Below are 24,845 nucleotides of genomic sequence, written 5' to 3' on the forward strand. Positions count from 1 at the left end.
TTATCAAATTTATAACACCGCAGATTCTATCATTTCTTTAACACGGATCGCTTCGACCATATTTATCGCACCTCGATGGTTTAATTTTCGGCTCTAAAAAATGGCTACAGCCAACGAACCGTTAGCCCCATTGGGGGCAGAGCGACACTTCGGAATTAACTGTCACTCGAAGTCACAAGCTGTGGAATACTCAAAGTTCATTTTATGAAGTCGCTTTGTAGGCGATTCGGAGTTCAGCCAGAATACAACTTGGCAAAACCCTCATCCGAGAACAGCTCTGAAAACAGCTTACAAAGCAACTGCAAAGGTCTCAATTGCCTCAAGGTGATATCAAATTACGCGGTATCCAGGATGACCACACTGAACCGTTGCACTAGCTACCATGTGAGTTGTCCGTAATCAAAGAAACGACGATAACTATCTAGATCGATAATACGGGGTATATCTACAAATAATTCCGAAGAAAACAAGACATCTAGTATCGAATCGCAGGAACATTAATAGTGGCCGTAGGCTGTAAATAGTCAGACACTCAATGAGAATGTCAAAGAAGACGACAAAGATGGTACCAAAAAGGAAGCAGTAACTCCTAACCAGAGAGTCAACTGGTGTGCCACTATGACTAAAAGAAAGCTTTATCTATCGATTGCCAAAGGCTAGACTGACATTAGTCTAAATGTTGACTCAGGAGGTATCCGTCCCTCGGTTTCGACGTTATCCAATTCGCTTTCGAGATACTTGTCGTGGTTGATGAAGATGGTTCGTTCTCACTCGTCTAGCCAACCCATATTTGACTTAGTCTTTGCTCTAACTACCCTTGGCCGCAAGTGCCAATAAATTACAGATATCTTTCATATCCACCGTCCATTTCTTTGAACTCATTTATGTTCTTTCCTCCTTTGGTATCCGCTTTTTTAAGACGCCGAAGCGAATTAATCAGGTAAAGAATCAGGTGGTCCAAAGATCCCGGCGAGATGGTCCAAAGATAAAAGAAAAGTCACTGACTTGAGCTTCTTTATATTGACCTTCTCACTTGCTAGTGCCGATCTGTATTTGGATACCGCTTCACCAGTCTTGTCATTCGCCTTTGAACAGGAGATTCTCCAGTCGTTCAGCTCCTTCATCAAGAGACCTTTTGTGCGAAGGTATTCTCCAAGTTGTAAGTCAGACATTGTTGCAGTTGCGAGTACGGACTTGTTACTTAGCCTCTGAGCTCCATAAGTAGCCGCGAACGAAATAGATGACGCCTTAGAACGACTTTATCAAAATGACTTTCCGCATCAAAAAGACGTATCGAGTAGCTTTACAAATGGTCTGGGACCCAGATACTCAAAAGATGCCTTGTCTATAATTTCTTTAACACGGGATCGTATCAGCCATATTTATAGCAGCTCGATAGCAAGGCCTCGGATCTAAAAAAATGGCTGAGGCCAACGAACCTATAGCCCCATTTGGGGGCAAGGTGACACTTCGGAGTTAACAGTCACTCGAAGTCGCAAGTCGCGGAATAGTCCCGCACTCAATGAGAAGGTCAAAGAAGACTACAAGATGGTGGAAAGGAGGATTGCGGTAACTCCCAACCCGAGCGTTTATTGCTGTAACAGTATAGCTAAGAGGTGGCTTTATCTATCGACCGTCAAAGGCTCGACTGAAATTAGTCTAAAAGTTGGCTCAGGGGGTGTCCAGCGCTCGGTTTCGACATAATCCAATTCGCTTTCGAGATACTTGTCGTGGTTAATGAAGATGGTTCGTTCTCGCTCGTCTAGCCAACCCATGCTTGAAATAGTCTTTGCGCTAGCTTCTTTAGTACCACTTTAGAGAACGCTCTTTGGCTACCTCACCGTACCGCAATTGCTATAGCCCTGCGAGGTCCGCTCCAAAGAGGAGACCTCGCAGGGCTAAGTTCTATAACTCATCTTTAGCGTTCCAGTATGATTGCTATCGCCTTTTAGAAGAACTAGAACCTATTTGAATTATGACAAACGACGAAAGTTCGGTCTAGATTCAATAAACCAAATCAGCTTACCTACTTAACCAATAGTGATCCCATCTACTAGCTCATTTAGCTTTCCAGGCGGCATTGAAAAAAGAGGATGCGTCACCAAAGCTAAAGACCCTCCTACATCTACAAAAACAGCCGGTGGTGAAAACTAGTTTTCACCACCGGCTTGTAGATCAGAGACCTAGACAAAGAGTTTTAATTTTTTCATCAAGAACCATCCCTCGAGGTTGATGGTAGTCAAAATTAATCCTGGGCAGCAGCACCACATACGGTTTCAACGATCAACCGCGAAACAACATAGGGGTCGGCATTGGCATTTGGACGACGATCTTCGATATATCCCTTCTTAGCCTTTACTACGTGCCATGGGATACGAATCGAGGCTCCACGATCGGATGGTCCGTAGCTAAAGACGTCATAGCGGGCTGTTTCATGCGCACCGGTCAAACGACGTTCGATTCCATCACCGTAGTTGGAAATGTGCTCATCTACATTCTTCCCAAGAGCTTCACATGCTGCGATGATCGCATCGTAATTTTCACGGGTTGCCTTGGTCGAGAAGTTGGTGTGGGCTCCAGCCCCATTCCAATCTCCGTCCATCGGCTTTGCGTCAAAACTAACTACTACACCATGATCTTCAGCAATTCTGGCCAACAACCAACGCGCCATCCAGATTTGATCACCAATTACAGGAGGAGCTAAGACGCCAATCTGAAACTCCCATTGACCCATCATTACCTCAGCATTTGTACCCTCAATCGCCAATCCAGCATCGATACAAGCGGCTGTGTGCTCTTCTACGATCTCGCGACCGACAATTTTCTCTCCGCCAGTACCACAGTAGTAAGGACCTTGTGGTGCTGGGAATCCATTTTCTGGCCATCCAAGAGGGCGTCCATACTGAAAGAAGGTGTACTCTTGCTCAATACCAAACATTGGCTCTTGGTCGGCATAGAGCTCGGCCGCAGCCAAACAAGCGGCTCTAGTGTTGGATGGATGTGGCTCAAAGTCCGTCGTAAGAACTTCACAGAGCACCAAAAGGTTCTCACCACCGCGAATTGGATCTGGACAAACCAATACGGGTTGCAACACGCAGTCCGAGTTGCTACCAGGAGCCTGATTGGTGCTCGACCCATCAAATCCCCAAATCCCTGGCTCGACGCCATCAGCAATAATTCGGGTCTTGTTGCGCATCAAAGGTGATGGCTTGGTACCATCAATCCAAATGTACTCCGCCTGATAACTCATTTTAAGCATGCCTTCCATCTCTCAAAGGGGCGCGGAATGATCTTACGCCCCAGCGACCAAATACTTGAAACAGGAAGACAGCTCTGTTTTCCTGCATCTAACCATCTTCAACGCCGTTTGTTTCGAACATTTTTCTAAAATATGAACGGAGTGTAAACGCAAAAAATGACGTCTTCACCGCATAAAAACCAGATACATCAGGGAATGGTACTCGCTATTGCCTAGGCCATTGCGACTTCGAAACCCATACATATCCAGTAGTGGCAAAAGAATTGGTCACAACCATAGTAAAAGGAGGAAAACAGAGATTTTCGTCTATAAATTTCCAAAATGTTAATTCTTTTGTTTCTCTAAACTTTGACTAGATCGGAAGCTAGATCGTAAATCGAATCATCGCTCTAGAGAATCCGAGTTGGCACGCTTTAGCAACATCGCGTCCCCGAAGGATAAAAACCGATATCTCTCTTGTTTTGCATGCTCGTAGATCTCCCTCCATCGCGGTCCCACAAAAGCATCTACGAGGAGCAGAAGTGACGACCTTGGAATGTGAAAGTTCGTCAGCAGTACATCGGTAACAAGAAATTGATAGCCCTGGTGGATAAAGATCGACGTGCGCCCACTGAGTTGGCCAGTCGTACCAACAGTCTCAATCGTTCGTACAACCGTGGTCCCAATTGCTATGACCCTAGGTGCCGATCGTATTTGATCCCAAGCCTCGCTGCTAACCGAATAGCTCTCGGTGTGGATTTTATGATCTCGAATTCGCTCTGTCTTGATTGGAAGAAAAGTGTCCAGTCCAACGGATAGCTCTACCTTAACCAAAGAGGCGCCAGCCCTTGAAATAGCTTCAAGCAAATCGTTATCAAAGTGCAATCCAGCAGTAGGAGCAGCCGCTGAAGAGCCTCGATTGGCATAGACGGTTTGATATCTCTCCGGAGTTTTCAATGGCTCCTTGATATAAGGCGGCAACGGAACTTCGCCACTTTTCTCGATCAATTCCGGCTCTAAGACCTCTACAATCAATCGAACTGGGGCATCACCTTCGCGCTCACGTCTTTCTTTTACGACAGCCACAACAACACCTTGCCTGTCGCAAAGGGGGACCCCAAAAAGGAGTTTCCTGCTTGGATTGGCCAGGGTCAACCAGAATCTTGGCGCCACCTCCTCTAAAAAGAGAAGCTCAACCGCCCCACCAGATTCTTTGAAAAGCGTTACCCGAGCTGGAAGGACTTTAGTGTCATTGACCACAACGACGTCGCCTTCTTTCAAAAGCAGGGGGAAGTCATAGACATGGCGATCTACGAATTTCTCACCAGAAGCATCGAGCAGCCGGGCAGAGGATCGAGGTTCAATAGGGCTCTGGGCAATAAGAGATTGCGGCAAATCATAGTCGAAGAGGGCCATTTCGTCGACAGCCGCAGTCGGATCTACATTCTTTGAATCATTATTCATAAACACCTGAAAAAAGTCTATGAGACCCACCCTCTAAAAACGACACCATCTTAGGTATTGGAATCTCGTCGAATTGAAAGTGAATTACAAATTCATAATCCAAAAGCAATTAGCGAAGAAGAAGTCAAACCCGAGATACGTCTCGCTAGAAGCCTCAAATCGACAATATTTGCATCGACATTATATGAATCGAAATATTTGCGGCGCTCAAACACGAATGTATTGGAACTCCATCCAATAGTCACACGGTGATCACACTGTGATCACAACGAGATCAAAGTGGTTTCTTTGGTCTCGATCCCTAGAGGCAACCCCAAAAATCTCAAATGCATAGTCACCTTGGAGCTAAAGCGCTGAATCGTTCAGAACTACCTCGTTGGGCGGACAATAATGATCAAAGAAGTATCTAAGTCTGTCAATAAAATTTTCAAATTCAAAGATCTAAGCCACCTCCATCGCTACTCCGCCCTCTTGGAAGGGCCATTCGAGTTAAGTGACAACCGTATCGACAACCTAATTGACAGAGAAAGCTTTCGATGAGGTTCCTCAGCAAAACACAGAGGCAGGATTACTCGCAATCCCCGCGAGATCCGATCAAGGCGCCTGGGTAATCCATTGCATTTTTACCGCTGTGAAAGCTGAAGGTCACAGGGAATAATTATCGATTCGCCCTGCCCCATCTTGGTCACGGAATAAACACTGAATTGACCAAATATGATAAGGCGCAATGGCTATTATGCATATTAAATATTGTCTGTTTCGACCATTCAACCCTATTAAAATCACAATCTAAGCAAAGCACTCAGGTTAGAGATAGAGCGCTTTTGGGCCAATTTGGTAAGCAATGATCGGCCTGGCAAATCGACAACACAAATCTGCCGGAGCTCTAACGACAAACCACTCAATCAAATGGCGAGGGAAAAAGTGGCGAGGGAAAAAGTGGCGCTGATGGTTGCAGTCGATGATTAAGATGGCTAGTTGCAGACAAAGATGCGAAGGTGCAATCAAGGTTGAGCGGGCTTAACCCATCGCATCTTTTCTTACTCTGCATCAATTCCTCTGCATCAATTCCTCTGCATCAATTCCTCTGCATCAATTCCTCTGCATCAATTCCTCTGCATCAATTCCTCTGCATCAATTCCTCTAGCACCTTATTGGCCCCCTAGCGATAGCTTATGTGCAAAGCTCGCTCGATTCACAATCAAATTTACCCTTTGCAATGCCATAGATCAAAGAGTTCCCTTGATATTGCCATAAATTTAGATGAATTGCTCAGAAATCAGTTACCAAATAGGCTGATGATTCCAGTGACTCCTTGTTAAAATACCTGCGTCAATTGAAGATAAACGTGCATGTAACAACGTCAACAAAACCATGAGATCCCATATCAAATCAGCGATATAGTGATCACTTGGTCATAGCGGTGGGTACTGGTGGCTTAGGCAAGCTACCAGTACCCAGCCTGATTGAAACCAAACGAACTGAGACCCAAGTACTATAGTTCGATCTTTATCTCAATTGTAGACCTACTGCGTCCTAGGTCTGTCTTAGGTTTGTGGGAATCCGAAGTCGACACCCCGTCGCGACTCATGGACCCAGCGCTGCGTGACCACTTTGCCTCTGGTGTAGAACTTCACGCCTTCTTCACCATGGACATGGGTATCGCCAAAGAGCGAGTCCTTGTATCCACCAAATGAGTAATAAGCCACCGGAACTGGAATTGGAACATTTATTCCGACCATGCCAGCTGATACTTCACTCTGGAAATAACGAGCTGCGCTTCCAGAACGAGTAAATATCGAGGCCCCATTGGCAAATTGATTTGAATTGATGAGTTCGAGAGCTGCGTTGGAATCTGCTACCCTTGTACAACTAAGTACTGGTCCAAAGATCTCGTTGTCATAGACGGCCATACCAGGGGTTACATTGTCAATCAGTGATGCGCCAAGATAAAATCCAGCCTCACTCGCTACCTTATGGTCACGGCCATCGACAACCACCCGAGCGCCGTCCTTTCTTGCCGTCTCGATAAATGATGCTACCCTATCACGATGCTCGGCTGTGACCAGCGGTCCCATATCTACGCCTTCGTCAATACCGTATCCAATATGTAGTTTTGCGATACGATCTGAGATCAGGTCGATCATTTTATCTGCGATATCCCCGACCAACACCAAAGCCGAAATCGCCATACAGCGCTCCCCTGCAGAGCCATAAGCCGCAGAAACAACAGCATCAGCAGCAGCTTCCAAATCTGCATCAGGCAACACAACCATATGATTCTTAGCGCCACCAAGAGCTTGGACGCGCTTGCCATTTGCGCTAGCTCGACCATAGATATACCTAGCTATTGGTGTCGATCCTACAAAGCTGACGGCTCTAACCAGGCTATGGTCCAAGAGGGCGTCGACGACGGTCTTATCGCCTTGCACAACATTAAAGACACCATCTGGTCCACCCGCTTCGCTAAAGAGAGAGGCCAACAATAATGAAGTACTGGGGTCCTTCTCAGAAGGCTTCAGAATGAATGTATTTCCTGTTGCAATTGCAACAGGAATCATCCAAAGCGGAACCATCGCTGGAAAGTTAAAGGGGGTGATTCCAGCCACCACTCCAAGAGGCTGGCGAATTGAAAAAGTATCAACCTCACGAGAGACACCCTCGGAATACTGGCTCTTTTGGAGTTGTGGAATACCACAGGCAAACTCCACCACCTCAAGACCCCGTCGCACCTCTCCAATTGCATCTGGGAGAGTCTTTCCATGTTCATTGGAGATAACCCGTGCAATATTTGTCACATTTCGCTCAAGCACCTCTCGGTATGCGAACATGACTCTCGCCCTTTGGCTAAGTGGAGTCTTACCCCATGTTGCGAAGGCTTGATGAGCACTAGCAACTGCGCTATCCACATCCAAAGAGGTTCCTAAGACAACGCTTCTTGTTACCTGTGCGGTACCAGGGTCATAGACGTTGGACGAACGATCCGACTCCCCTAGATTCTCTTTGCCGTCAATATAATGTGCTACTACATTTTCCATAGCGAACTCCTCACTGTAAGCAAAAATAAAAATAAATCAAGATCTCAATTTAAAGAGATTTACTAGCCGCAGCGATGGCCTCGACCAATGCGTCAATCCCGTGATCGGCTTCTTCCAACGTGATCGAGAGCGGTGGAGCAATTCGAAGTACATTTCCAGCGATTCCACCTTTGCCCACAAGCAGACCGCGACTCTTAGCCTCTTCAAGGACTAGGGAAGCGATCGCCGGAGATGGCACGACTGAACCAGCTTCGCACAACTCAATTCCAATCATTAGCCCCTTACCACGCACGTCAGCTACCGTATCTATAGCTTTGGTCTCGTTCAAAAAGCGCGTGATCATATGGGCACCTACTTTTGCTGAATTAGCCTGGAGGTCATTCGATAACAGATATTCGAGATTTGCTAGCGCACCACGAGCCACCAAAGGCGTACCTCCAAACGTCGAGATCGAGGTACCTGGGATCGCGTCAATCACCTCTGATCGACCTACTATTCCAGCCATCGCAAGGCCGTTTCCCAGTCCCTTAGCAAATGTAATGAGGTCAGGAGCGACACCGTGGCTTTCGTATCCCCAAAAATTCTCGCCAGTTCTTCCCCACCCAGTCTGAACCTCATCTGATATATAAAGAATTCCGTGCCGGTCGAGAACCTCTTTGATCGCTCCAAAATATCCATCGGGAGCCAGTGAAAATCCACCAACACCCTGTATTGGCTCGGCGATCAGGGCGGCAACTTGGCCTGATGTAGCAGTAGAGAGCAAGTCTTCCAAGTCTGCCACTCCACGCTTGATGTACTCAGAATCGCTCAAACCTGCCAATGGCCCCCTGATTCTAGAGCCACCGAGGATATAGAAGACTTGAAATGGTGAGAGATTCGTCGCGGCATACCCTGGATTAGCGGTAACTGCCAATGAAGAGAACGAACGACCATGATATGAGTTCCGTACCGCCAAAATCTGATTGGAACTTCGAAATGCTGTAGCGAACAATAGAGCGGCATCGTTTGCCTCTGAGCCAGAAGTCGTAAAAAATACCTTGGCGTCATCGATATTGGACAACTTAGCAATTCGCTCTGCCAACTCGATCATTGGTTCGATTAGATACAGAGTCGAGGTGTGGATCATCTTTTTGGCTTGGTCGACTATGGCATCGACAACCTCCGGAACCGAGTAGCCAGTCATTGTCGTCAGAATCCCACCAAAGAAGTCCAGATAGCGGTTACCGTCAGCATCCACCACATAGCGTCCATCGCCAGAGACGATACTTATCGGCTCGTTATAAAAAAGAGACAGCCACTTAGGCATTACTGCTTTATGGCGCATTAGTAAATCATGCTGAGACATGGTGAGGCTCCTTGACCTTAAATGGGCATCTGATCCTGAGGTAAAAACCCATACTCTACAAAATATCTTAAAAGATTGCACTTTGTACTAATTATAATGCTATTTTTGTATTAGTACAAAGATTGGTTTAGCGTTGATCCTAAAAATTGATTCGTCCCGCTTCCTCGGTGTCAAAAATGCTAAAGAGATCGCCGAGCAATTGGAGGAGATAGTCATCACCGAACAGGTCTCCTCCGACACAAAACTACCCCCCATTAGAGCGCTAGCTCGAACGCTTAGTGTCTCTCCATCCACGATCGCAAGTGCCTACTCTGAACTTGAGCGACGGGGGCTAGCCAAAGGTTTAGGGCGTGCTGGAACTGTGGTGACTCGAAGAAATCGTGACCTTGGACGTGCTCGGGTATTTAGCATGGTGCCTACTCGTAACGAAGGATTAGCGCTCGATCTTTCAACCGGCTTTCCAGACCCTATACTGCTCGATGATCTACATCGCCGGGCAAAGGTAGAGCTAGCAACTACGACATCGTCAAATTTCCTACATCGCACTGTCTGTGATGAACTTCTAATTCAACTTATGGTGCTACACGAGGTGAAATCCAACGAGATAACAGTTGTCAATGGATCTCTAGATGCACTTGATCGCATCCTTGAGCAGACAACAACTCCCAGTGACCGTATTGTCGTCGAAGAACCCAGTTATCCACCGATCTTCGATCTCTTAGAGGTGCATAAATTGATCCCTATCCCTGTCAAACTAGACAGCGAAGGAGTCGAGCCTGACTCTTTAGCCGCAGCCCTAACGCGATCTCCGACAGCGATAATAGTGCAACCTCGATCACAAAACCCAACTGGTATCTCAATGAGTGCAACTCGCTACCAAGAACTAGCTTCAATCTTCGCCAAATCTGAAAAAGTAACAATCATAGAAGACGACCACTCCGGAGCCATTTCAACTTCAACGATAAGATCCTTCAGGGGCAAGGTCCCTAATCGTGTTATAAATATTCACGGATTTTCGAAGTCTCATGGACCCGATCTACGAATCTCTTCAATTGCGTCAGATTTTGAGACTATCAGCGCCCTCAATAGTCGTCGACGTCTCGGGCCATCTTGGACCTCTGAGATAATTCAAAGGATCCTAGCCAATCTCCTGAGCGATTCAATTGCAAACGAATCTGTCAATAATGCCCGAAAGACCTACGCTAAGCGCCTCAGCGACCTAGCCGAGGCGCTTAGGCAAGATGGAATCGAGATCTCATCCAACGATGGATTAAATGCATGGATCCCAGTGACATCCGAAGTAGGGGCCATCACAGACCTCGCACGCCAAGGAATCGTAGTTGCACCGGGGAGCGCATTTCATTTAGATCCGAACCATTTACCTCATCTAAGGGTAACCACGGCGGCCCTTACCGATCCCCCACTTAGCCTTCATATGGCTCTAAATGCATGGAAGGTGTAGACCCCTAAAACAAAAAGTTAGACCTTTATGCCTATGGCGACCCAACAATAAAGGTCACGAACCTTGGAAGAAGATCTTGGCAAAGAAAGAGTGACATCGATATCTATATTTGCATCTAATGGCTCGTGATCATTATCGCAAGCCAAACAAATAGTCCCTTTTATTTAAAGTGGCTCTTGTCAAGGCCACCATTTGCGCAAAGCACTTGCGGTCTGGCTTTTTTAATCCGCTTGGCCAAAGATGGCCAAAGTTAATCCAAGATCTACTCCAAGACTCTCCAACTAGAAGCTTTGGACGGAGTCACTAACCAAAGAGATCTCCGCTATCGGCAGGCCTATCTAGCCCTATATGTTGATACGCCAGAGCAGTAGGAACGCGGCCTCGCGGGGTCCTTGAAATTAGTCCACTCTGGAGTAAGAATGGCTCATAGACGTCCTCGATCGTCTCAGCGTCTTCACCTATCGTCGCTGCGATAGTCGTAATTCCAATCGGTCTTCCACCGTATCGGATACACATGGTCTCAAGAATAGTTCGATCGATCTTGTCGAGACCCATCTCATCGGCTCCAAAAAAGCTAAGAGCACGCCGGGCAGTTTCCATATCTATCATCTCTGCTTCGTTCACCTGGGCAAAGTCACGCACACGCCGAAGAAGACGATTAGCCAATCGGGGCGTGCCACGGGAACGTCTTGCTATCTCAATCGATGCATCTCCAGTAATCTTTAGATTCATAACGCCAGATGAACGTTGCACGATCTTAGTAAGCTCGGGAACTTCGTAGTAGCCCAGGCGCGCCACAAAGCCAAAGCGGTCCCTCAGAGGACCAGTTAGCATTCCGGTTCGCGTCGTAGCACCAATAAGAGTAAATGGTGCTAGGTCCAACCGGATAGAACGAGCCGTCGGTCCCTCTCCAATGAGGATATCTAACTTGAAATCTTCCATCGCTGGATAAAGCACTTCACCTGCAGATTTAGACATCCTATGGATCTCATCGATAAAGAGGACGTCACCCTTGTTGAGGGAATTTAAGATCGCGGCCAAATCTCCTCCGCGAACCAGTGTTGGACCAGAGGCGACACGAAATCCTGCGCCCATCTCATTTGCAACTATCTGGGCTAGCGAAGTTTTGCCGAGACCGGGCGGCCCCGCAAAGAGAATATGGTCTACGCTTTCGCCACGCTGAATCGCAGCCTGGATAACAACATCCAGGTGACCTTTAAGGTCTGGCTGACCAATAAATTCCTCAAGACTTCGAGGTCTAATCGCAGATTCAAGTGCCGAATCGCCAACTATTGCAGCTGGATTGGTTGCTTCGATGCGATGACCACGATCACCACCGCCAACGTCACTAGCGCCGACGACCTCTTTTCTCGGACTCATTTCGTGAGCTCCTTCAGTGCAAATCTCAGGGCCTGCTCGGAATCGAGATCTCCATCGATCCTCGAGAGCGCCCCTCTAATCTCCTTGGAGTCAAAACCAAGTGCCGATAGAGCCCCTTCAACCTCGTTTCGCACCCCAGCCGAGATGCTCAAACGCCGCACATTGCCTATCGAATCATCTCCAACTGCAGTTCGAATGAGGCCAACTTTAGAAGAAAGCTCTACCAATATCCGACTCGCTGTCTTTTCCCCGACTCCTGGAACCCTAGTCAGCATCGCGGTCTGTTTAGTCTCTATAGCCTCAATCAAATCGTCGACCCGCAAGGTGGAAACTATCATGGAAGCCATAGATGGACCAATCAGGCGAACATTAATTAGCGCTTCGAACAGATTTCGATCCGCCATTGACCCGAAGCCGAAGATCGTAATGGCATCTTCACGTACGACCGTTACACAATATAGTTCAACGTCCTTATCGACCGAGACCGAGACAAAGAGCTCCGCCGAAACCGAAACGAGATACCCAACCCCACCAACATCTACAACTATTGATCGGTCTCCAGCCTTTCCTCTAACCTTGCCACGTAATAGCGCTATCAACGAAGATCTCTACTTTCCTAGAATTAAAACTAACAGATGAAAATCGAGCTTCTGATTTGAACCCAACTAAGAGAGTACCAGAGCTCCGCCACCAGAGACATTTGCTAGATGACACATTCCAAGAGCTAATGCATCAGCGACATCTGGAGGATTTGGCATCTCATCTAGGTTAGCTAAAAGTTGTATCATTCGTTGAACTTGATACTTCGAGGCGCTACCGTGACCAGCTACAGCCAACTTTACTTCAGCGGCGCTATATTCAACGACTGGAACCCCTCTTTGGTAACAACACATATGCACTAACCCAACGGCCTGGCCAACGCCAAAGGCAGTCTTGGCATTCTTGCGAAAAAGGATCCTCTCGATGGCTACGACATCTGGAGAAAAATCATCCAAAAGAGAGACAAAATCCCCATGAAAGACTGAAAGGCGATGGCCCAAGATATCCTTGTGATCCGTAACAATAACCCCACCGCTGATCATATCGACTCCAGGTTGGATGGAAGAAGCTGGATTATTCTGAACAACACCATAACCACATCGCGAGAGGCCAGGGTCAATTCCAAGTACACGCATCCGCGCCCCCATCTGGGTTTTAGTCGGCAATTGGGATCGTAATCTACGAAAATAGGAGACCTAAAATTAACGTCCCGAAGATTTGGCTTCAGCCTCTTGAATAGCCTCCAAAAGAGCGCTGGTGGGCTTATACGTCAAGCCAGCCGTAGTTCGATGACAATATGAAATAATACCGAACCTGTCGATCACAAAGATGCTTCGCCGATAAAAGCCAAGTGGCCCTAGCACCTCATATGCCTTTGCGACCGCCTTATCGCCATCACTGAGAAGTGGAAAATTAATCCCATATTTCTCAGCAAAGTCGCTATGAACTTGAGGATCTTGAGGGGATACCCCCCAAACCATCGCTCCCAATCTCGAAAAGTCAGCCATTCCATCTGAATAGGCCCTAAGCTGAATAGAACATACTGGTGAGTGGTCTTCGGGGTAGAAGGCAAGCACCAATGGGGTGCCAATCATCTCAGATACACGATAACTCGCTCTAGGGCTCCCGTCTAGCGTAAAGTCAGGAGCCCTATCGCCAACACCAAGTGGCACTACGCCTCCACCAATTCAAGAATCGAATCTGGAATATCAAAATTTGCATAGACATTCTGCACATCATCGAGATCTTCTAGTGCATCGACGAGCTTTAGCACCTTGCGTGCATCCAACTCATCATTTAGCTCAATCGTAGCATTGGGAACCAGATCTAATTCGCTCGATGAAACTTTGAATCCTGCTGCCTCGATCGATTCACGAACCTCTTGAAGAAGATGCGGAGGACATAGCACCTGCCAGGAATCACCTAGATCAACTAGATCTTCAGCACCTGCATCAGCAGCTGCGAGCATCAGCTCATCTTCGTCTATGTCACGTGAGGTTAAGATTACGCCCTTACGCTCAAATTGCCAAGCAACCGCACCCGGCTCTGCCATGGATCCGCCGTTTTTGGAAAAGATTGTCCTGACATCAGGACCGGTTCGATTGCGGTTATCGGTAAGACACTCGATGATCATTGCAATTCCGCCTGGGGCATAACCCTCATAGGAGACAGCTTCGTACTTTACGCCTTCAAGTTCTCCGGTTCCGCGCTTTATAGCACGCTCGATAGTATCGAGTGGGACTGAGGCTTCGCGGGCTTTAGCAAACATCGTGCGAAGCGTTGCGTTCGAGCTAACATCACCACCGCCTTCGCGGGCTGCGACTTCAACTTGACGAATCAATTTTGCAAAGAGCTTGCCTCTTGCCTTATCTTGAGCACCTTTTTTGTGCTTTATGGTTGCCCATTTAGAGTGACCTGACATTTATTTCCACCTAGAGCCAAAACAACTAAACTCGAAAGTCATCCACGAATAGCTTATGCAGCCTTGAGTCGTTGGTAACCTCGGGATGAAATGAAGATACCAATACATTAGCGTTACGACACACAGCAGGGACGCTCTCAATACGATTTGGTCCAAAGTCATATGTTACACTCGCCAACACCTCGACTCCAGCTCCAACTCGAGTGACTACCGGAGCGCGAATGAATGCTCCACGCATTGGCGTATCAAGCCCTTTGACTTGAAGATCCGCCTCAAAGGAATCGACTTGGCGTCCAAAGCCATTTCTTCGAACCGAGATGTCAATACCACCAAAGGCAATTTGATCCGCCCGGCCATCATGGATCTCCTTAGAAAGCAAGATCATTCCGGCGCAAGTCCCAAAACAGGCACCTTGGTTTGCCAAAAATTCACCAATGGCCCCGAAGAGTCCTGAGGATTCCAAGAGCATCGATATCGCCGTAGACTCCCCACCTGGAAAAACCAAATGCGTAATGCCAACCATATCTTTGGGGAGTCTTACAAGCTTGGACGAGACATCGATTCGGGCAAAAGCCTCTTGGTGCTCACGGAAATCTCCCTGCAGCGCCAAAACACCTACATTCACCGCCAAGGAACTAGTTACCAACCTCGTTCGGCGAGGTGAACATCTACTTCGTCCATCTCAATACCCACCATGGCTGGGCCTAGATTTCTAGAGACCTTGGTCAATATTTGAGGATCCATATAGTGTGTTGTTGCCTCAACGATCGCGCGAGCGCGCTTAGATGGGTCACCACTCTTGAAGATACCAGAGCCCACGAAGACCGCTTGTGCACCCAATTGCATTACAAGTGCCGCATCTGCTGGGGTGGCAATTCCACCGGCACAAAATAGCGGAACCGGAAGTTCGCCTCGACGGGCCACCTCTTGCACGAGTTCGATTGGAGCACGCAACTCCTTAGCCCAAGCGTACAACTCGGAAGAGTCAGCTTGGCCAATCTTTCTTACGTCCCCCAGAATGGAACGCAGGTGACGAACGGCTTCGATTACATTACCAGTGCCAGCTTCGCCTTTGGATCGAATCAGAGCGGCACCCTCGGAGATACGACGAAGAGCCTCTCCAAGATTTGTAGCACCACAGACAAAGGGAACATTAAACTTCCACTTATCTATGTGGTGAGCCTCATCCGCTGGCGTCAAAACTTCAGACTCATCGATATAGTCAAGCGCCATCGACTGCAAAATCTGTGCTTCAACGAAATGGCCGATCCTTGCCTTTGCCATCACTGGAATCCCCACCGACTCCTGAATCTCAGCAATTAGTGCCGGGTCGCTCATTCGAGCAACACCGCCATCGCGGCGAATATCAGCAGGTACTCGCTCAAGAGCCATAACGGCTATCGCTCCGGCGTCTTCAGCGATCTTGGCCTGATCGGCGTTGACTACGTCCATAATTACGCCACCACGGAGCATCTCCGCCAAACCGGTTTTTACGCGTACTGTAGCCTTCTCCAACGATTCTTTTACGATCTCACTGTTGTCGTTTGACACTTTTATCCACACCTAAGCTCTTATCCAATGTAGACACGCCTACATTGGAGCACCACACTATGGATACTCATTCTAGTCCTAAAATAATAAGTTAGGATTAGCGACCACGGCTCTCAAACCAAATCGTCCGGACAATTTCACAAGAAAACCATCGAAGATGGAAATTTAATACAACGCCTATTGTGTCGTTGTAAAAGATGCACCAATAGGCGCAAAGATTACCCAGGTCCTACCGGGACGAAGTTTGACCGGTGTGCCACTGCTATAGGAGTAGTTTGTCGGTGAAACATTTGAAGATTTGGCCCATGTTGCAGCTCCTACATATCCACCTATTGCAATCTCAGCGTTACCATTTCCTACAATCATCCCTTCTGGAACTGGATTGCCAGCCGGATCCACAAATCCTGTATTGGCGTAGGGAATAAACTCAATTATCAAATTCGTCGCCGAGATGGGAGCACCCGTCGTATCCACTACGTTGGTGCCATTGATGGACTTGGTCCAATCGGACCCTGAGCGATGGTAGGTCCAAGTGTCAGTGGTGACGCCTGACATCGCGATAGTAATGCTTTTATTACGTATTGTTGCACCAGGTATTTTCAAGTGGGCCGAGCCATATTGAAACAACGGCTTAGCTGGAACACCGCGCCCATTTGCTGCACCATAGAGCGCCTTAGTGCTAGAGTAAAGATTGTGTGGCTCTGCTCGAGAGTAGTCACGCGTGTAGGCGCTACCTGCTACCATCGCACCAACGTCAACGATGCCGGTTGCTCGAACTTCCGAGACAAAAGTAGGTATTCCCCCGGAATAGGCAAGTAAACCCGTCGTCTGGGCGGCTAGAGCAACGTCGGTTCCACGCACAGATCGAATTGGCCCAACCGAAGGTGCATTTTGGCTTTGAAAGACTGCCATATACCGAGTGATTCCACCCTCAACGACCTCTTCATAGACGAGATCGGCTTGGTTGATTCCAGACTGGGGCCAAGCCTGGGGAGCATTGTCAATCTTGACCATTAGCGCCGGTCTATTCAACTTCGAGGCATCGGCTTTTGTTGCCGGCAATCCCGTCAAAGGAAAGGTGCCAATCGTAGCCGAAGTGGTGGATGTGGTCGACGTCGGTACCGCATTTGTAGTGGATGAGGAAGCAACGGAACTACCCGAAGATCCACATGCTGCCAATAACATTCCTGTGGTTAAGGCAATACCAACTAATATAGAACCACTTTTTGGCAAAGTCTTCTCCAATTCATCGACGTCATAATTAGCGTAATATCAAGTACGTCAAATCTGATTCAAAATCCCGACAGCTCAGCTATGCGTTGGTCCATCTCGATATCATCGAACTCTGGGATAAACCAAAATTGTGCAAACAATCGTCTCTCGGTATCCTTTGACGGTCTGACACTTATCTCTTCGGCACGTTCCATAGCTGAGATGAGGGCAGGTGGAAATCGGGTTATGGTAATACCACCAATGTCATTGGCGATATCGCGGCCCAACATCTCGTGACTATGAGCCGATGGAACAAAGCGTTGGGAGTATTTGCCCATCGTTCTTTGGAAGGCTCGTAATCGAGCTTCGTATTGAACTTGACCTGTTCGAATCTTGACCAATTCGCGAGCTATAATCGCCTCTAATTCCATGCGAGTCAGCAGTTCCAATGCACCAGAGGTGACCACAAAGGCACCTTGACGTCCGGGACCCACTATAGCAACTGTATTGATCTGAGGTTCATCGAGCAGATAGGCCCCAGGCATATCTATTCCGACTGTCGCCGACAATCCCTCCAGCAGCGATACAACACGAGGATGAAGATCGCCAGAGAGCTCGGTCAACCCGAGAAATCTTGTCTCGTCAGCACCTCCCTGACTGAATGAGACAGATCCAAAGACAAGAGAGCCCGCGACGATGATTACGCCGATCAAAAGGCCAATCTTGTCGGGAACGCCTACTATTGCGACCAGAGATCCAATAACAATGCCAAGGACTGCTCCCACAATCCCTGAAACAACCATGAAGTAGGTCAACAACTCCGCGGCCGCTGCCTTGGTGTCAAAACCCTTTACTCCACCCCAAAATTTGAATGCGCCCTGTTTAGACAACGCTAAAAACCTCACCTAGCATCAAGAAGCTTCGGAAATCGATTCTTCAAAGGCTTTGAGATACCTTAAAGCAAGATTATCAATTGAGTGCTCTGATGCTCTCTGTAAACCGCTAGATACTAGCCGCTCTTTCAACTTATCATCCTGTAAGACCCGATCAATTGATAACGCTAGAGCCTCTGGATCACCAGGAGCCACAAGCAGAGCCTCTCTATCCTTCCTGGCGACCTCTCTATATCCCCTGATATCCGATGCCACCACAGCACCAGAAGCTGCCATAGCTTCAAGAAGAACGACACCAAATGATTCACCAAAAAGACTTGGTGCAACAAATACATCGGCCGCCCGCATACGTGATGCGGCCTCTGCATCTGAAATTCTACCAAGCCAATCCACATTCGACAAATGAGAGAACTTTTTATGCAATACCGGAGTCTCAGGACCATCACCGGCAATCCAAAAGGTGGCGGGTGATCGGACTAATTCCACGCTACGCAAAAGAACCTCTAAGCCTTTACGATTCTCATGGCGTCCCAAAAAAAGTACCACCGGGGATTCTTTTGGCCAAATGGGGCCTGTTGAATATCGACCCAAATCAACGCCATTACCCAAGATCTCATAACTTCCGCCTATGACACGAGATGCTGTTTTAGCAGCCTCAGCTGAGACTGCGAAGCGCCGGGTAATCCTACGCGCCAGCGGAGACATCGCCCTGCCAAAGGCGAGATAAGCTAGTGACACTCCTTGGCGGTGGAAGGTGCCAACGATGGGAATCTCTACCGAAGCCAACGTAACCAAACTAGGACCAGGCGCAAGGGGCTCATGTAGGTGGACGACGTCATATGAGTAACTCCTCAATTCGTGACGCAACTTAGCCATTGTCGAGGGGCGCAGGCCAGTAGGCGCAATCGAGCCATTTGCACGAAGTCTTAGCGAAGGACCCAAACAGACCATATCGTATGGAGGAATCAAATCGTCACAGGGGGCGAATAGTTCCACCTCGTGACCGTGTGCACGCATCGCCAACGTTAGGCCTACCACCTGAGATTGAACACCCCCAGGAAAACCAAGGCTATATGGACAAACTACTGCAACTTTCACTCAAAATAGGTTAGGCCACACTCTGGCTAATAGCTACCCTCAATTCCTGGCAATTACGCTGCCCAGTTATTCATCCCTCAATTGCTCAGATAACGCAATCTCAGCCAAAACCTTCCTTAGCGCTATAGCTCCAACAAAAATATCAATTGGTGGCTTCTGATCTACCAGAGCGGACTCAAAGTACCAATGTGGGTGCGCTTTGGCGACTCAACAAGAACTTCAGATCGTGGCATTCATGGGCCGTCGCCCCAATCGAGATCGAAATAGTCATCAAAAAGGCTATGGAGAACCATCGAGCACCCCTCTTCAAGGAGATACCTTCCCGAGGGGTAAATCGACGAACTCGAGGCAATTATTAGTCTCACACAAATCGCCGATTTGAAAAATACCCTAATCTCATCTTCCGCAAGCATTTTCCAATAGAAGATAGGCTGCAACGGCGAGATCAAGCTTCTCGAAGCACCAATAATGACCTAATTTCCCCAGAGTTACAGCCAATCGAGCCATCTAACAACTTCAAAAAGACACCTAGATAAGAGTGAAAATAGACCTTATCAATAAGAACGCGGAGTATAAACCTCCCAAAGGCTACGACATCGCTAAATTGGCCAACCATTTCAGGAGAACATTACGGAATTAGCTCTTTAACAATTTTAGATTTTTAGCGCTATATGGCTTGGTCGTCTAAGGGTAAAAACCTCTAACTGAATCAAAATAGACGACCATTAATAATTGACTTTTAAACTACTATGGCCACTGCTAAACAACCATCAATACAGGATCATTTGTAATTAAATCTCAAAAAATCAAGGGTGAAATATAACCCATAGTTGACCTACTATCTAATTTGGATTCTCAAGTCATATTATCGCCAGTGCTATCGCTTTAAAAATAGATCCAACGCTAACAGATAGCAATAAGAAACCGCATCGATCGACAACAGCATAACACCTAAAAATATCCCAATCGTAAAAAGCAGGGTGCAGAAAGGCTAAGCGTGGAGACGGATGTTAGGAGCCTGCGCTAGAAGTTTTCTCTACGATACAATCTTACCGCTAGGTCAGGCATCTTATGAAACCATAGCCCAGAACTTCGCTCCTGCTAGACACATCAAGCCACTTAGAATCACATTTCAGTGCGCAAAAATCACCGTTAGAACCTGATATCCTACGAGTACATTAGCACTGTTATACAATCAAGTAGCGAAAACCAAACCATGTTTTGGTAGGCCCGTATCCAAATAAAGTATCCCAATATCCGTGTTATCTATGGCTTCGAATAACCATGCTATTCATCTCTAGTAATATCGAAACATTACAAACAATAGCTATTATACAATCGAAGTGATCAGCAAAATTAAAATAATGAGCTTACTTTGTAAAGCCCATTATTTGAGATTTAAATTGTCAAAGAGGGGTTGAAAAACGTGCCACTGCTCTGGTGCTTGGCTAATCAAGGTCTCAAAAGCATATGCAATCTCTTGAGTTAAACGTTTTGCATCGCTTCGGAGATTGGTGCGCTCGCCCACCTTTATTTCAGGCAACATTCGCATGCAATGGCCTCCATTGGCCTCCATAAAGACGGCAGTTGGAAGTAGCGGCGCTCCCGTGCGAAGCGCCATTATTGCAGGCCCCAGTGGCATTGAGATCTTTCTAGAAAAAAAATCAACCTCAACACTTGAAGCGTCCAAAGAGCGGTCGGCCACGATCGCTACCACCTCATTTGCGCGAAGAGCGGCAACTATCTTTGGCATCGGATTGTCATCGTGGCGAATTGGTTTCACGCCAAATCGAGTCCGAAGTTCTAAAAACCACTCATATAACTCTTGAGGCTCAAGGCCCTCAACAACTGCATTGACGCCAATGCGATCCGTATCGAACCAAGCCGCGCCAAAGTCCCAATTGCCAAGGTGCGGAGCAACTACAATTGCTCCTCTTCCTTGTGCGATGGCTTCGTACAGGCTCTCCATTCCCTCAGACCGGCCGTGAGACAATATCATAGATCGTGATGCTGTGCCCATCTTGAATGATTCAAACCAATACTGGGCATAAGATACAAAAGACCTAGCAACAAAGGCTTCCAAGTACACGCCCTGTGTCCCCACGACAGGTGCAAGGTTATTTCTCACCACCAAGCGTCGCTTTGGATTGGCTAAATATGCTAGCGACCCGCCAAAAACTCCAATTTTAGAGCCCAATTCAAATGGAATCACTTCAGCTATGGCGTTGGCAATCTTATAGCCAAGCAAAAGCCCTCTGTCTTTGAAAAACTTCTGAATTTCCATCAACCTTCGATCAACAATGGAGAGTTCTCATCCAAAGATCCCTATCACCACTGGCCGCCAAAGCCAGCACTACCAACGGAAATTTCGGATCCACAAACAAAGCTCCAGCTTAAGCTCATCTTTGATGAAAACGAAAGACCCTGCTCTTTTGATCTATCAACGGTCAGCCAAAGTGGATTGTCGTGGAACTAACGAGCAAAAGGCTAAAAGGAGTTAGTCGTGGAACTTTGAAGTAAACCATCGTGAACGATCTGCATTTGCCTGGCTAACTCTAACCCTATGGCTTCTGCGGTTATCAGCACGATGACCACGACCACTACGAAAACGCTCTTTCAAAGACGTCTCCGAGAGACGCTTACGAGATTGATACGATTGTCGGATACGTAGCTTAACCCTGTTATCTCTATTGGATGCTTGAGCCCAAACCTTGATAAATCTTTGAAAGACAGTAACCACAGAAAGAACAAGAACAAGCCACAATATAGGAATCAACAAAGGTGGAATCAAAATCCCCACCATCAATAAAACGAGGCGCTCAGCGCGTTCCATGATCCCGCCCTTGGCATTGAATCCAAGAGATTCGGCTTTGGCTCGCTGATAAGAGATCAAAGATGCGCTCCCGTATACCCCAAATGGCAAGATGACAAGATAGGTATGATGGCTAGCGATAAAGTAAAAAGAAAGGCCAACTGTTATCATCAAATCGCTGAATCGATCCGATACCGAGTCGAAGAAGGCACCGCGGGCTGAAGAGGTTCCTCTGGCTTTAGCAACAGGTCCGTCCAAAAGATCAGGTACCGATGAGGCCACCAATGCTATGAAAGCTATGAAAAGATGCGACGTTGCTAAAAGAGCACCCGTCACGACTGACATTACCACACCTGTTAGCGTCAAAATATCAGCCGTAATACCGATACTAGCTAGCGCAATTCCAACAGGTTGGGTTCTCCGATCAACTTGTGACCTCAGATTCCCATCAAACACTTTAGAATTCTCCAATTTTGAGATAATTTAGTGCGATCTTATCTCAAGAAACCTAAGACCCACCAACCATTGCTTTCATCTTAGGCCATTTCGAAGTAAATTAGCACCCTATGTGGCAGATGTCTTAGTTACAAAAGTCACCTCCAATTCTTGGAATCGAGGTTCGCTTTCTGATAAGTTCTCAGGTACGGAGGTGTTAGGCGCTTGAAGTTTATGGATCAAAGAGTTGGAAAGAGACCGAAAAAAAAACCAGCCATCCACTTCCGCAGATAATCAGTAACTCTCAAAACGCTCCCAATAAGACGCTTTGAAAATGAGGCCATGGGGCATATATCCTCATGGACCAAGGAGGTGGTTGGATTGAACCCGACAAACTCGGAGAAGATCCGAAATGTTGCAGTCGTCGGCCAGACAGGTTCAGGCAAGACTAGTCTCGTAGAAGCTATCTACCATCACATAGAAAAGACCTCACGCAAAGGGCGTATCGAAGATGGTAACACAATTAGCGACTTCGAAGCCGAAGAGATCAAGCATAAGCACTCTATAAGCCTCTCTTTGGTAACCCTCAACTATGGCGGATACAAGATAAATCTCCTGGACACCCCTGGAGTGGTCGACTTTATTGGAGAGGTGCATAGTGGCCTTGGCGGCTGTGATATGGCACTCTTTGTCGTCTCCGCAAGTGAAGAGATCACATACGACACAAGACGAATATGGAATATCGCTGCAGCAAACTCCATCCCGAGGATGATCTTCATAAATAAGATGGACAAGGATCGCGCCAATTTTGAAGATACGATAGATGCATTGTCCCTGGCATTTGGGGCCGGGATCGCTCCAATCGAACTCCCAATAGGAAATGGCCCCAATTTCGCGGGTATCATTGACCTATTCGACGAGACTTCTACCTCATATTCTGCTGGGTTACCTACCATCTCTGAGATCCCAGCAGATATAGCCATTACCGAACACCGAGCTCATGATCTCCTCGTCGAGGGAATCGTAATTGCAGACGACTCTGCAATGGCTGCATATCTAGAGGGTGAAGTACCGCCAAAAGCCGAATTAGAAGAGCTGATGGCCCAAGGAGTGGCCAAGGCACAAGTCTTTCCTGTAGTTGTGGGCTCCGCCACATCCCAAATTGGAATAGACCGACTAGTCACCTTCCTCTGTGAGATCGCGCCACCACCAAACCCCAATACAAGCGACGCCCTTGGCCTTCAAACCTTTAAGACCTATTCGGATCCTTTTCTTGGCCACCTCAGTCTTACTAAGATCATCTCAGGAACGCTCAAGGTCGATAGTGAGTGCTTCAATCACAGATCAAACGCCACTGAAAAAATCCATTCCTTCTTCAGCCTGGTAGGTAAAGAACATCTAAATTTAGCTACGGCTTCAAGTGGCGACATAGTCGCTATAGCAAAGCTGGGATCGCTAAGGACCGGCGACTTTTTAGGAACACCAAACTCCTCGGCCCCTAGACAGCTACTTGAATTTCCAAAACCTACCCTTTCATACAAGGTAACACCGGCTGCTAAAGCTGACGAAGAAAAACTCTCGCTGGCCCTATCTAAGATTATCGAAGAGGACTCAACTTTAGATATCCATCGAGATACACGATCTCATGCCCTAATTCTCTCTGGAATCGGTGAGTTGCAACTCACAACGGCACTTGAAAAAGCACAACGAAGATACGGCGTCAAAGCAACATTGAGTCCTTGTGACGTAGCGTACCTGGAATCTCTGGCGGGAAACTGCGAGGTGGAGGGAAAGTACAAGAAACAAAGCGGAGGTCACGGGCAATTCGGAGTCGCTCGCCTTCGATTTGGCACCAAGGAGATCGGTGGTGGCTTTAGCTTTCACGACGAAATCGTTGGAGGTTCTATTCCTCGCCAATTCATCCCAGCGGTAGAAAAGGGTATTGTTGATGGTGCAAACACCGGAGGTAAATACGGGTTTCCTGTAGTAGATTTCGAAGCACACCTATACGATGGCGCCTATCACAGCGTGGACAGCTCGGAGATGGCCTTCAAAATGGCTGGTTCGATCGCCCTTCGTGAGGCGATCGAACGCTTAGGAACTGTTGTCCTCGAACCTATATCGCAGATAAAAGTTTCAATTCCTCCACAGCTCCAAGGCGAGGTCCTTGGAAATCTAAACTCCCATCGAGCAAAGGTTCTAGGTAGCGACCATGACCAAGCAACTGGAAGATTCATTATAAGTGCAGTTGTGCCCACCAACGAACTGATGACCTATTCAAATGAATTGCGTTCGATAACAGCAGGACAAGGTGAGTTCGATGCGACCTTTGACCACTACGAACCACTTCCCAAGGCTCTCTACGGGAAGTATCTTACCTAAAGATATCGGTCTTTTGCCAAGGAAGCGGTGACGCTCAAAGTCGCTCATCGATAACGGCATCTACAAAGAACTAA

At 47.4% G+C, this 24,845-nt stretch carries 19 protein-coding genes; 2 read left to right on the forward strand and 17 right to left on the reverse strand.

Features of this window, described 5'->3' with window-relative positions; translation table 11 throughout:
* Positions 1-932: 932 nt before the first annotated feature.
* From ACIDITHRIX25_RS76915 to ACIDITHRIX25_RS76935, 5 genes are all read right to left on the reverse strand, one after another.
* Positions 933-1,124 (reverse strand): hypothetical protein, encoded by a 192-nt coding sequence (locus tag ACIDITHRIX25_RS76915; protein WP_201733074.1) that lies wholly within the window; start codon positions 1,122-1,124, stop codon positions 933-935.
* Between the two features lie 1,121 nt (positions 1,125-2,245).
* Positions 2,246-3,250 carry a glutamine synthetase GlnII gene (glnII, locus tag ACIDITHRIX25_RS76920; RefSeq protein WP_201733075.1) on the reverse strand — a complete coding sequence of 335 codons (1,005 nt, stop codon included), beginning with the start codon at positions 3,248-3,250 and terminating at the stop codon, positions 2,246-2,248.
* Positions 3,251-3,640: 390 nt separating this feature from the next.
* Positions 3,641-4,702 carry a tRNA preQ1(34) S-adenosylmethionine ribosyltransferase-isomerase QueA gene (queA, locus tag ACIDITHRIX25_RS76925; RefSeq protein WP_152626092.1) on the reverse strand — a complete coding sequence of 354 codons (1,062 nt, stop codon included), beginning with the start codon at positions 4,700-4,702 and terminating at the stop codon, positions 3,641-3,643.
* A gap of 1,547 nt (positions 4,703-6,249) precedes the next feature.
* Positions 6,250-7,740 (reverse strand): CoA-acylating methylmalonate-semialdehyde dehydrogenase, encoded by a 1,491-nt coding sequence (locus ACIDITHRIX25_RS76930; RefSeq protein ID WP_052604727.1) that lies wholly within the window; start codon positions 7,738-7,740, stop codon positions 6,250-6,252.
* Between the two features lie 49 nt (positions 7,741-7,789).
* Positions 7,790-9,085: an aspartate aminotransferase family protein gene (locus ACIDITHRIX25_RS76935; protein WP_052604728.1), complete on the reverse strand. Its 1,296-nt coding sequence runs from the start codon at positions 9,083-9,085 to the stop codon at positions 7,790-7,792.
* A 133-nt stretch (positions 9,086-9,218) separates the two neighbouring features.
* Here ACIDITHRIX25_RS76935 and ACIDITHRIX25_RS76940 point away from each other — a divergent pair, with 133 nt between their 5' ends.
* Positions 9,219-10,547: an aminotransferase-like domain-containing protein gene (locus ACIDITHRIX25_RS76940; protein ID WP_201733076.1), complete on the forward strand. Its 1,329-nt coding sequence runs from the start codon at positions 9,219-9,221 to the stop codon at positions 10,545-10,547.
* A gap of 303 nt (positions 10,548-10,850) precedes the next feature.
* Here the strand turns inward: ACIDITHRIX25_RS76940 and ruvB are convergent, their stop codons facing one another.
* The 12 genes from ruvB to ACIDITHRIX25_RS77000 form a co-directional block, all read right to left on the reverse strand.
* Positions 10,851-11,927, reverse strand: a complete 1,077-nt coding sequence (gene ruvB, locus ACIDITHRIX25_RS76945) for a Holliday junction branch migration DNA helicase RuvB (RefSeq protein WP_201733077.1) — start codon at positions 11,925-11,927, stop codon at positions 10,851-10,853.
* A complete protein-coding gene (gene ruvA, locus ACIDITHRIX25_RS76950; protein ID WP_052604731.1) occupies positions 11,924-12,526 on the reverse strand; it encodes a Holliday junction branch migration protein RuvA in 603 nt (200 codons plus the stop codon). Before ruvA ends, ruvB begins: the two co-directional genes overlap by 4 nt.
* Positions 12,527-12,592: 66 nt before the next feature.
* Complete coding sequence (gene ruvC, locus ACIDITHRIX25_RS76955; protein ID WP_052604732.1) at positions 12,593-13,102, reverse strand: crossover junction endodeoxyribonuclease RuvC; 510 nt, start codon at positions 13,100-13,102, stop codon at positions 12,593-12,595.
* A 66-nt stretch (positions 13,103-13,168) separates the two neighbouring features.
* The gene (locus tag ACIDITHRIX25_RS76960) at positions 13,169-13,639 is read right to left on the reverse strand and encodes a peroxiredoxin (RefSeq protein WP_052604733.1); all 471 of its coding nucleotides are present in this window, start codon (positions 13,637-13,639) and stop codon (positions 13,169-13,171) included.
* The gene (locus ACIDITHRIX25_RS76965) at positions 13,639-14,388 is read right to left on the reverse strand and encodes a YebC/PmpR family DNA-binding transcriptional regulator (protein ID WP_052604734.1); all 750 of its coding nucleotides are present in this window, start codon (positions 14,386-14,388) and stop codon (positions 13,639-13,641) included. The genes ACIDITHRIX25_RS76960 and ACIDITHRIX25_RS76965 overlap by 1 nt, the downstream gene beginning before the upstream one ends.
* 25 nt (positions 14,389-14,413) lie before the next feature.
* Complete coding sequence (gene pdxT, locus ACIDITHRIX25_RS76970) at positions 14,414-15,013, reverse strand: pyridoxal 5'-phosphate synthase glutaminase subunit PdxT (protein WP_235347610.1); 600 nt, start codon at positions 15,011-15,013, stop codon at positions 14,414-14,416.
* Between the two features lie 14 nt (positions 15,014-15,027).
* Positions 15,028-15,939, reverse strand: coding sequence for a pyridoxal 5'-phosphate synthase lyase subunit PdxS (gene pdxS / locus ACIDITHRIX25_RS76975; RefSeq protein ID WP_052604807.1), 912 nt, complete (start codon positions 15,937-15,939; stop codon positions 15,028-15,030).
* Positions 15,940-16,116: 177 nt separating this feature from the next.
* Positions 16,117-17,172: a DUF3048 domain-containing protein gene (locus tag ACIDITHRIX25_RS76980; protein WP_052604735.1), complete on the reverse strand. Its 1,056-nt coding sequence runs from the start codon at positions 17,170-17,172 to the stop codon at positions 16,117-16,119.
* A 59-nt stretch (positions 17,173-17,231) separates the two neighbouring features.
* Entirely contained in the window at positions 17,232-18,041 is an 810-nt protein-coding gene (locus ACIDITHRIX25_RS76985; RefSeq protein ID WP_052604736.1) for a M48 family metalloprotease, read from the reverse strand.
* A gap of 21 nt (positions 18,042-18,062) precedes the next feature.
* A complete protein-coding gene (locus tag ACIDITHRIX25_RS76990; RefSeq protein WP_052604737.1) occupies positions 18,063-19,142 on the reverse strand; it encodes a glycosyltransferase family 4 protein in 1,080 nt (359 codons plus the stop codon).
* 1,387 nt (positions 19,143-20,529) lie between these two features.
* Positions 20,530-21,426 (reverse strand): lysophospholipid acyltransferase family protein, encoded by an 897-nt coding sequence (locus ACIDITHRIX25_RS76995; RefSeq protein WP_201733078.1) that lies wholly within the window; start codon positions 21,424-21,426, stop codon positions 20,530-20,532.
* Between the two features lie 213 nt (positions 21,427-21,639).
* Positions 21,640-22,410 (reverse strand): CDP-alcohol phosphatidyltransferase family protein, encoded by a 771-nt coding sequence (locus ACIDITHRIX25_RS77000; RefSeq protein WP_052604740.1) that lies wholly within the window; start codon positions 22,408-22,410, stop codon positions 21,640-21,642.
* 360 nt (positions 22,411-22,770) lie between these two features.
* On the opposite strand from ACIDITHRIX25_RS77000, the gene ACIDITHRIX25_RS77005 reads away from it, so the two are divergent.
* A complete protein-coding gene (locus tag ACIDITHRIX25_RS77005; protein WP_160291731.1) occupies positions 22,771-24,771 on the forward strand; it encodes an elongation factor G in 2,001 nt (666 codons plus the stop codon).
* Positions 24,772-24,845 lie beyond the last annotated feature (74 nt).

The sequence above is a fragment of the Acidithrix sp. C25 genome, from assembly GCF_904848545.2.

Bases quoted from the DNA above. Each gene is read 5' to 3' on its own strand.
- ACIDITHRIX25_RS76915 (WP_201733074.1), bottom strand. From the start codon at position 1,124: ATGAAGGAGCTGAACGACTGGAGAATCTCCTGTTCAAAGGCGAATGAC.
- glnII (WP_201733075.1), bottom strand. From the start codon at position 3,250: ATGAGTTATCAGGCGGAGTACATTTGGATTGATGGTACCAAGCCATCA.
- queA (WP_152626092.1), bottom strand. From the start codon at position 4,702: ATGAATAATGATTCAAAGAATGTAGATCCGACTGCGGCTGTCGACGAA.
- ACIDITHRIX25_RS76930 (WP_052604727.1), bottom strand. From the start codon at position 7,740: ATGGAAAATGTAGTAGCACATTATATTGACGGCAAAGAGAATCTAGGG.
- ACIDITHRIX25_RS76935 (WP_052604728.1), bottom strand. From the start codon at position 9,085: ATGTCTCAGCATGATTTACTAATGCGCCATAAAGCAGTAATGCCTAAG.
- ruvB (WP_201733077.1), bottom strand. From the start codon at position 11,927: ATGAGTCCGAGAAAAGAGGTCGTCGGCGCTAGTGACGTTGGCGGTGGT.
- ruvC (WP_052604732.1), bottom strand. From the start codon at position 13,102: ATGCGTGTACTTGGAATTGACCCTGGCCTCTCGCGATGTGGTTATGGT.
- ACIDITHRIX25_RS76965 (WP_052604734.1), bottom strand. From the start codon at position 14,388: ATGTCAGGTCACTCTAAATGGGCAACCATAAAGCACAAAAAAGGTGCT.
- ACIDITHRIX25_RS76995 (WP_201733078.1), bottom strand. From the start codon at position 21,426: ATGGAAATTCAGAAGTTTTTCAAAGACAGAGGGCTTTTGCTTGGCTAT.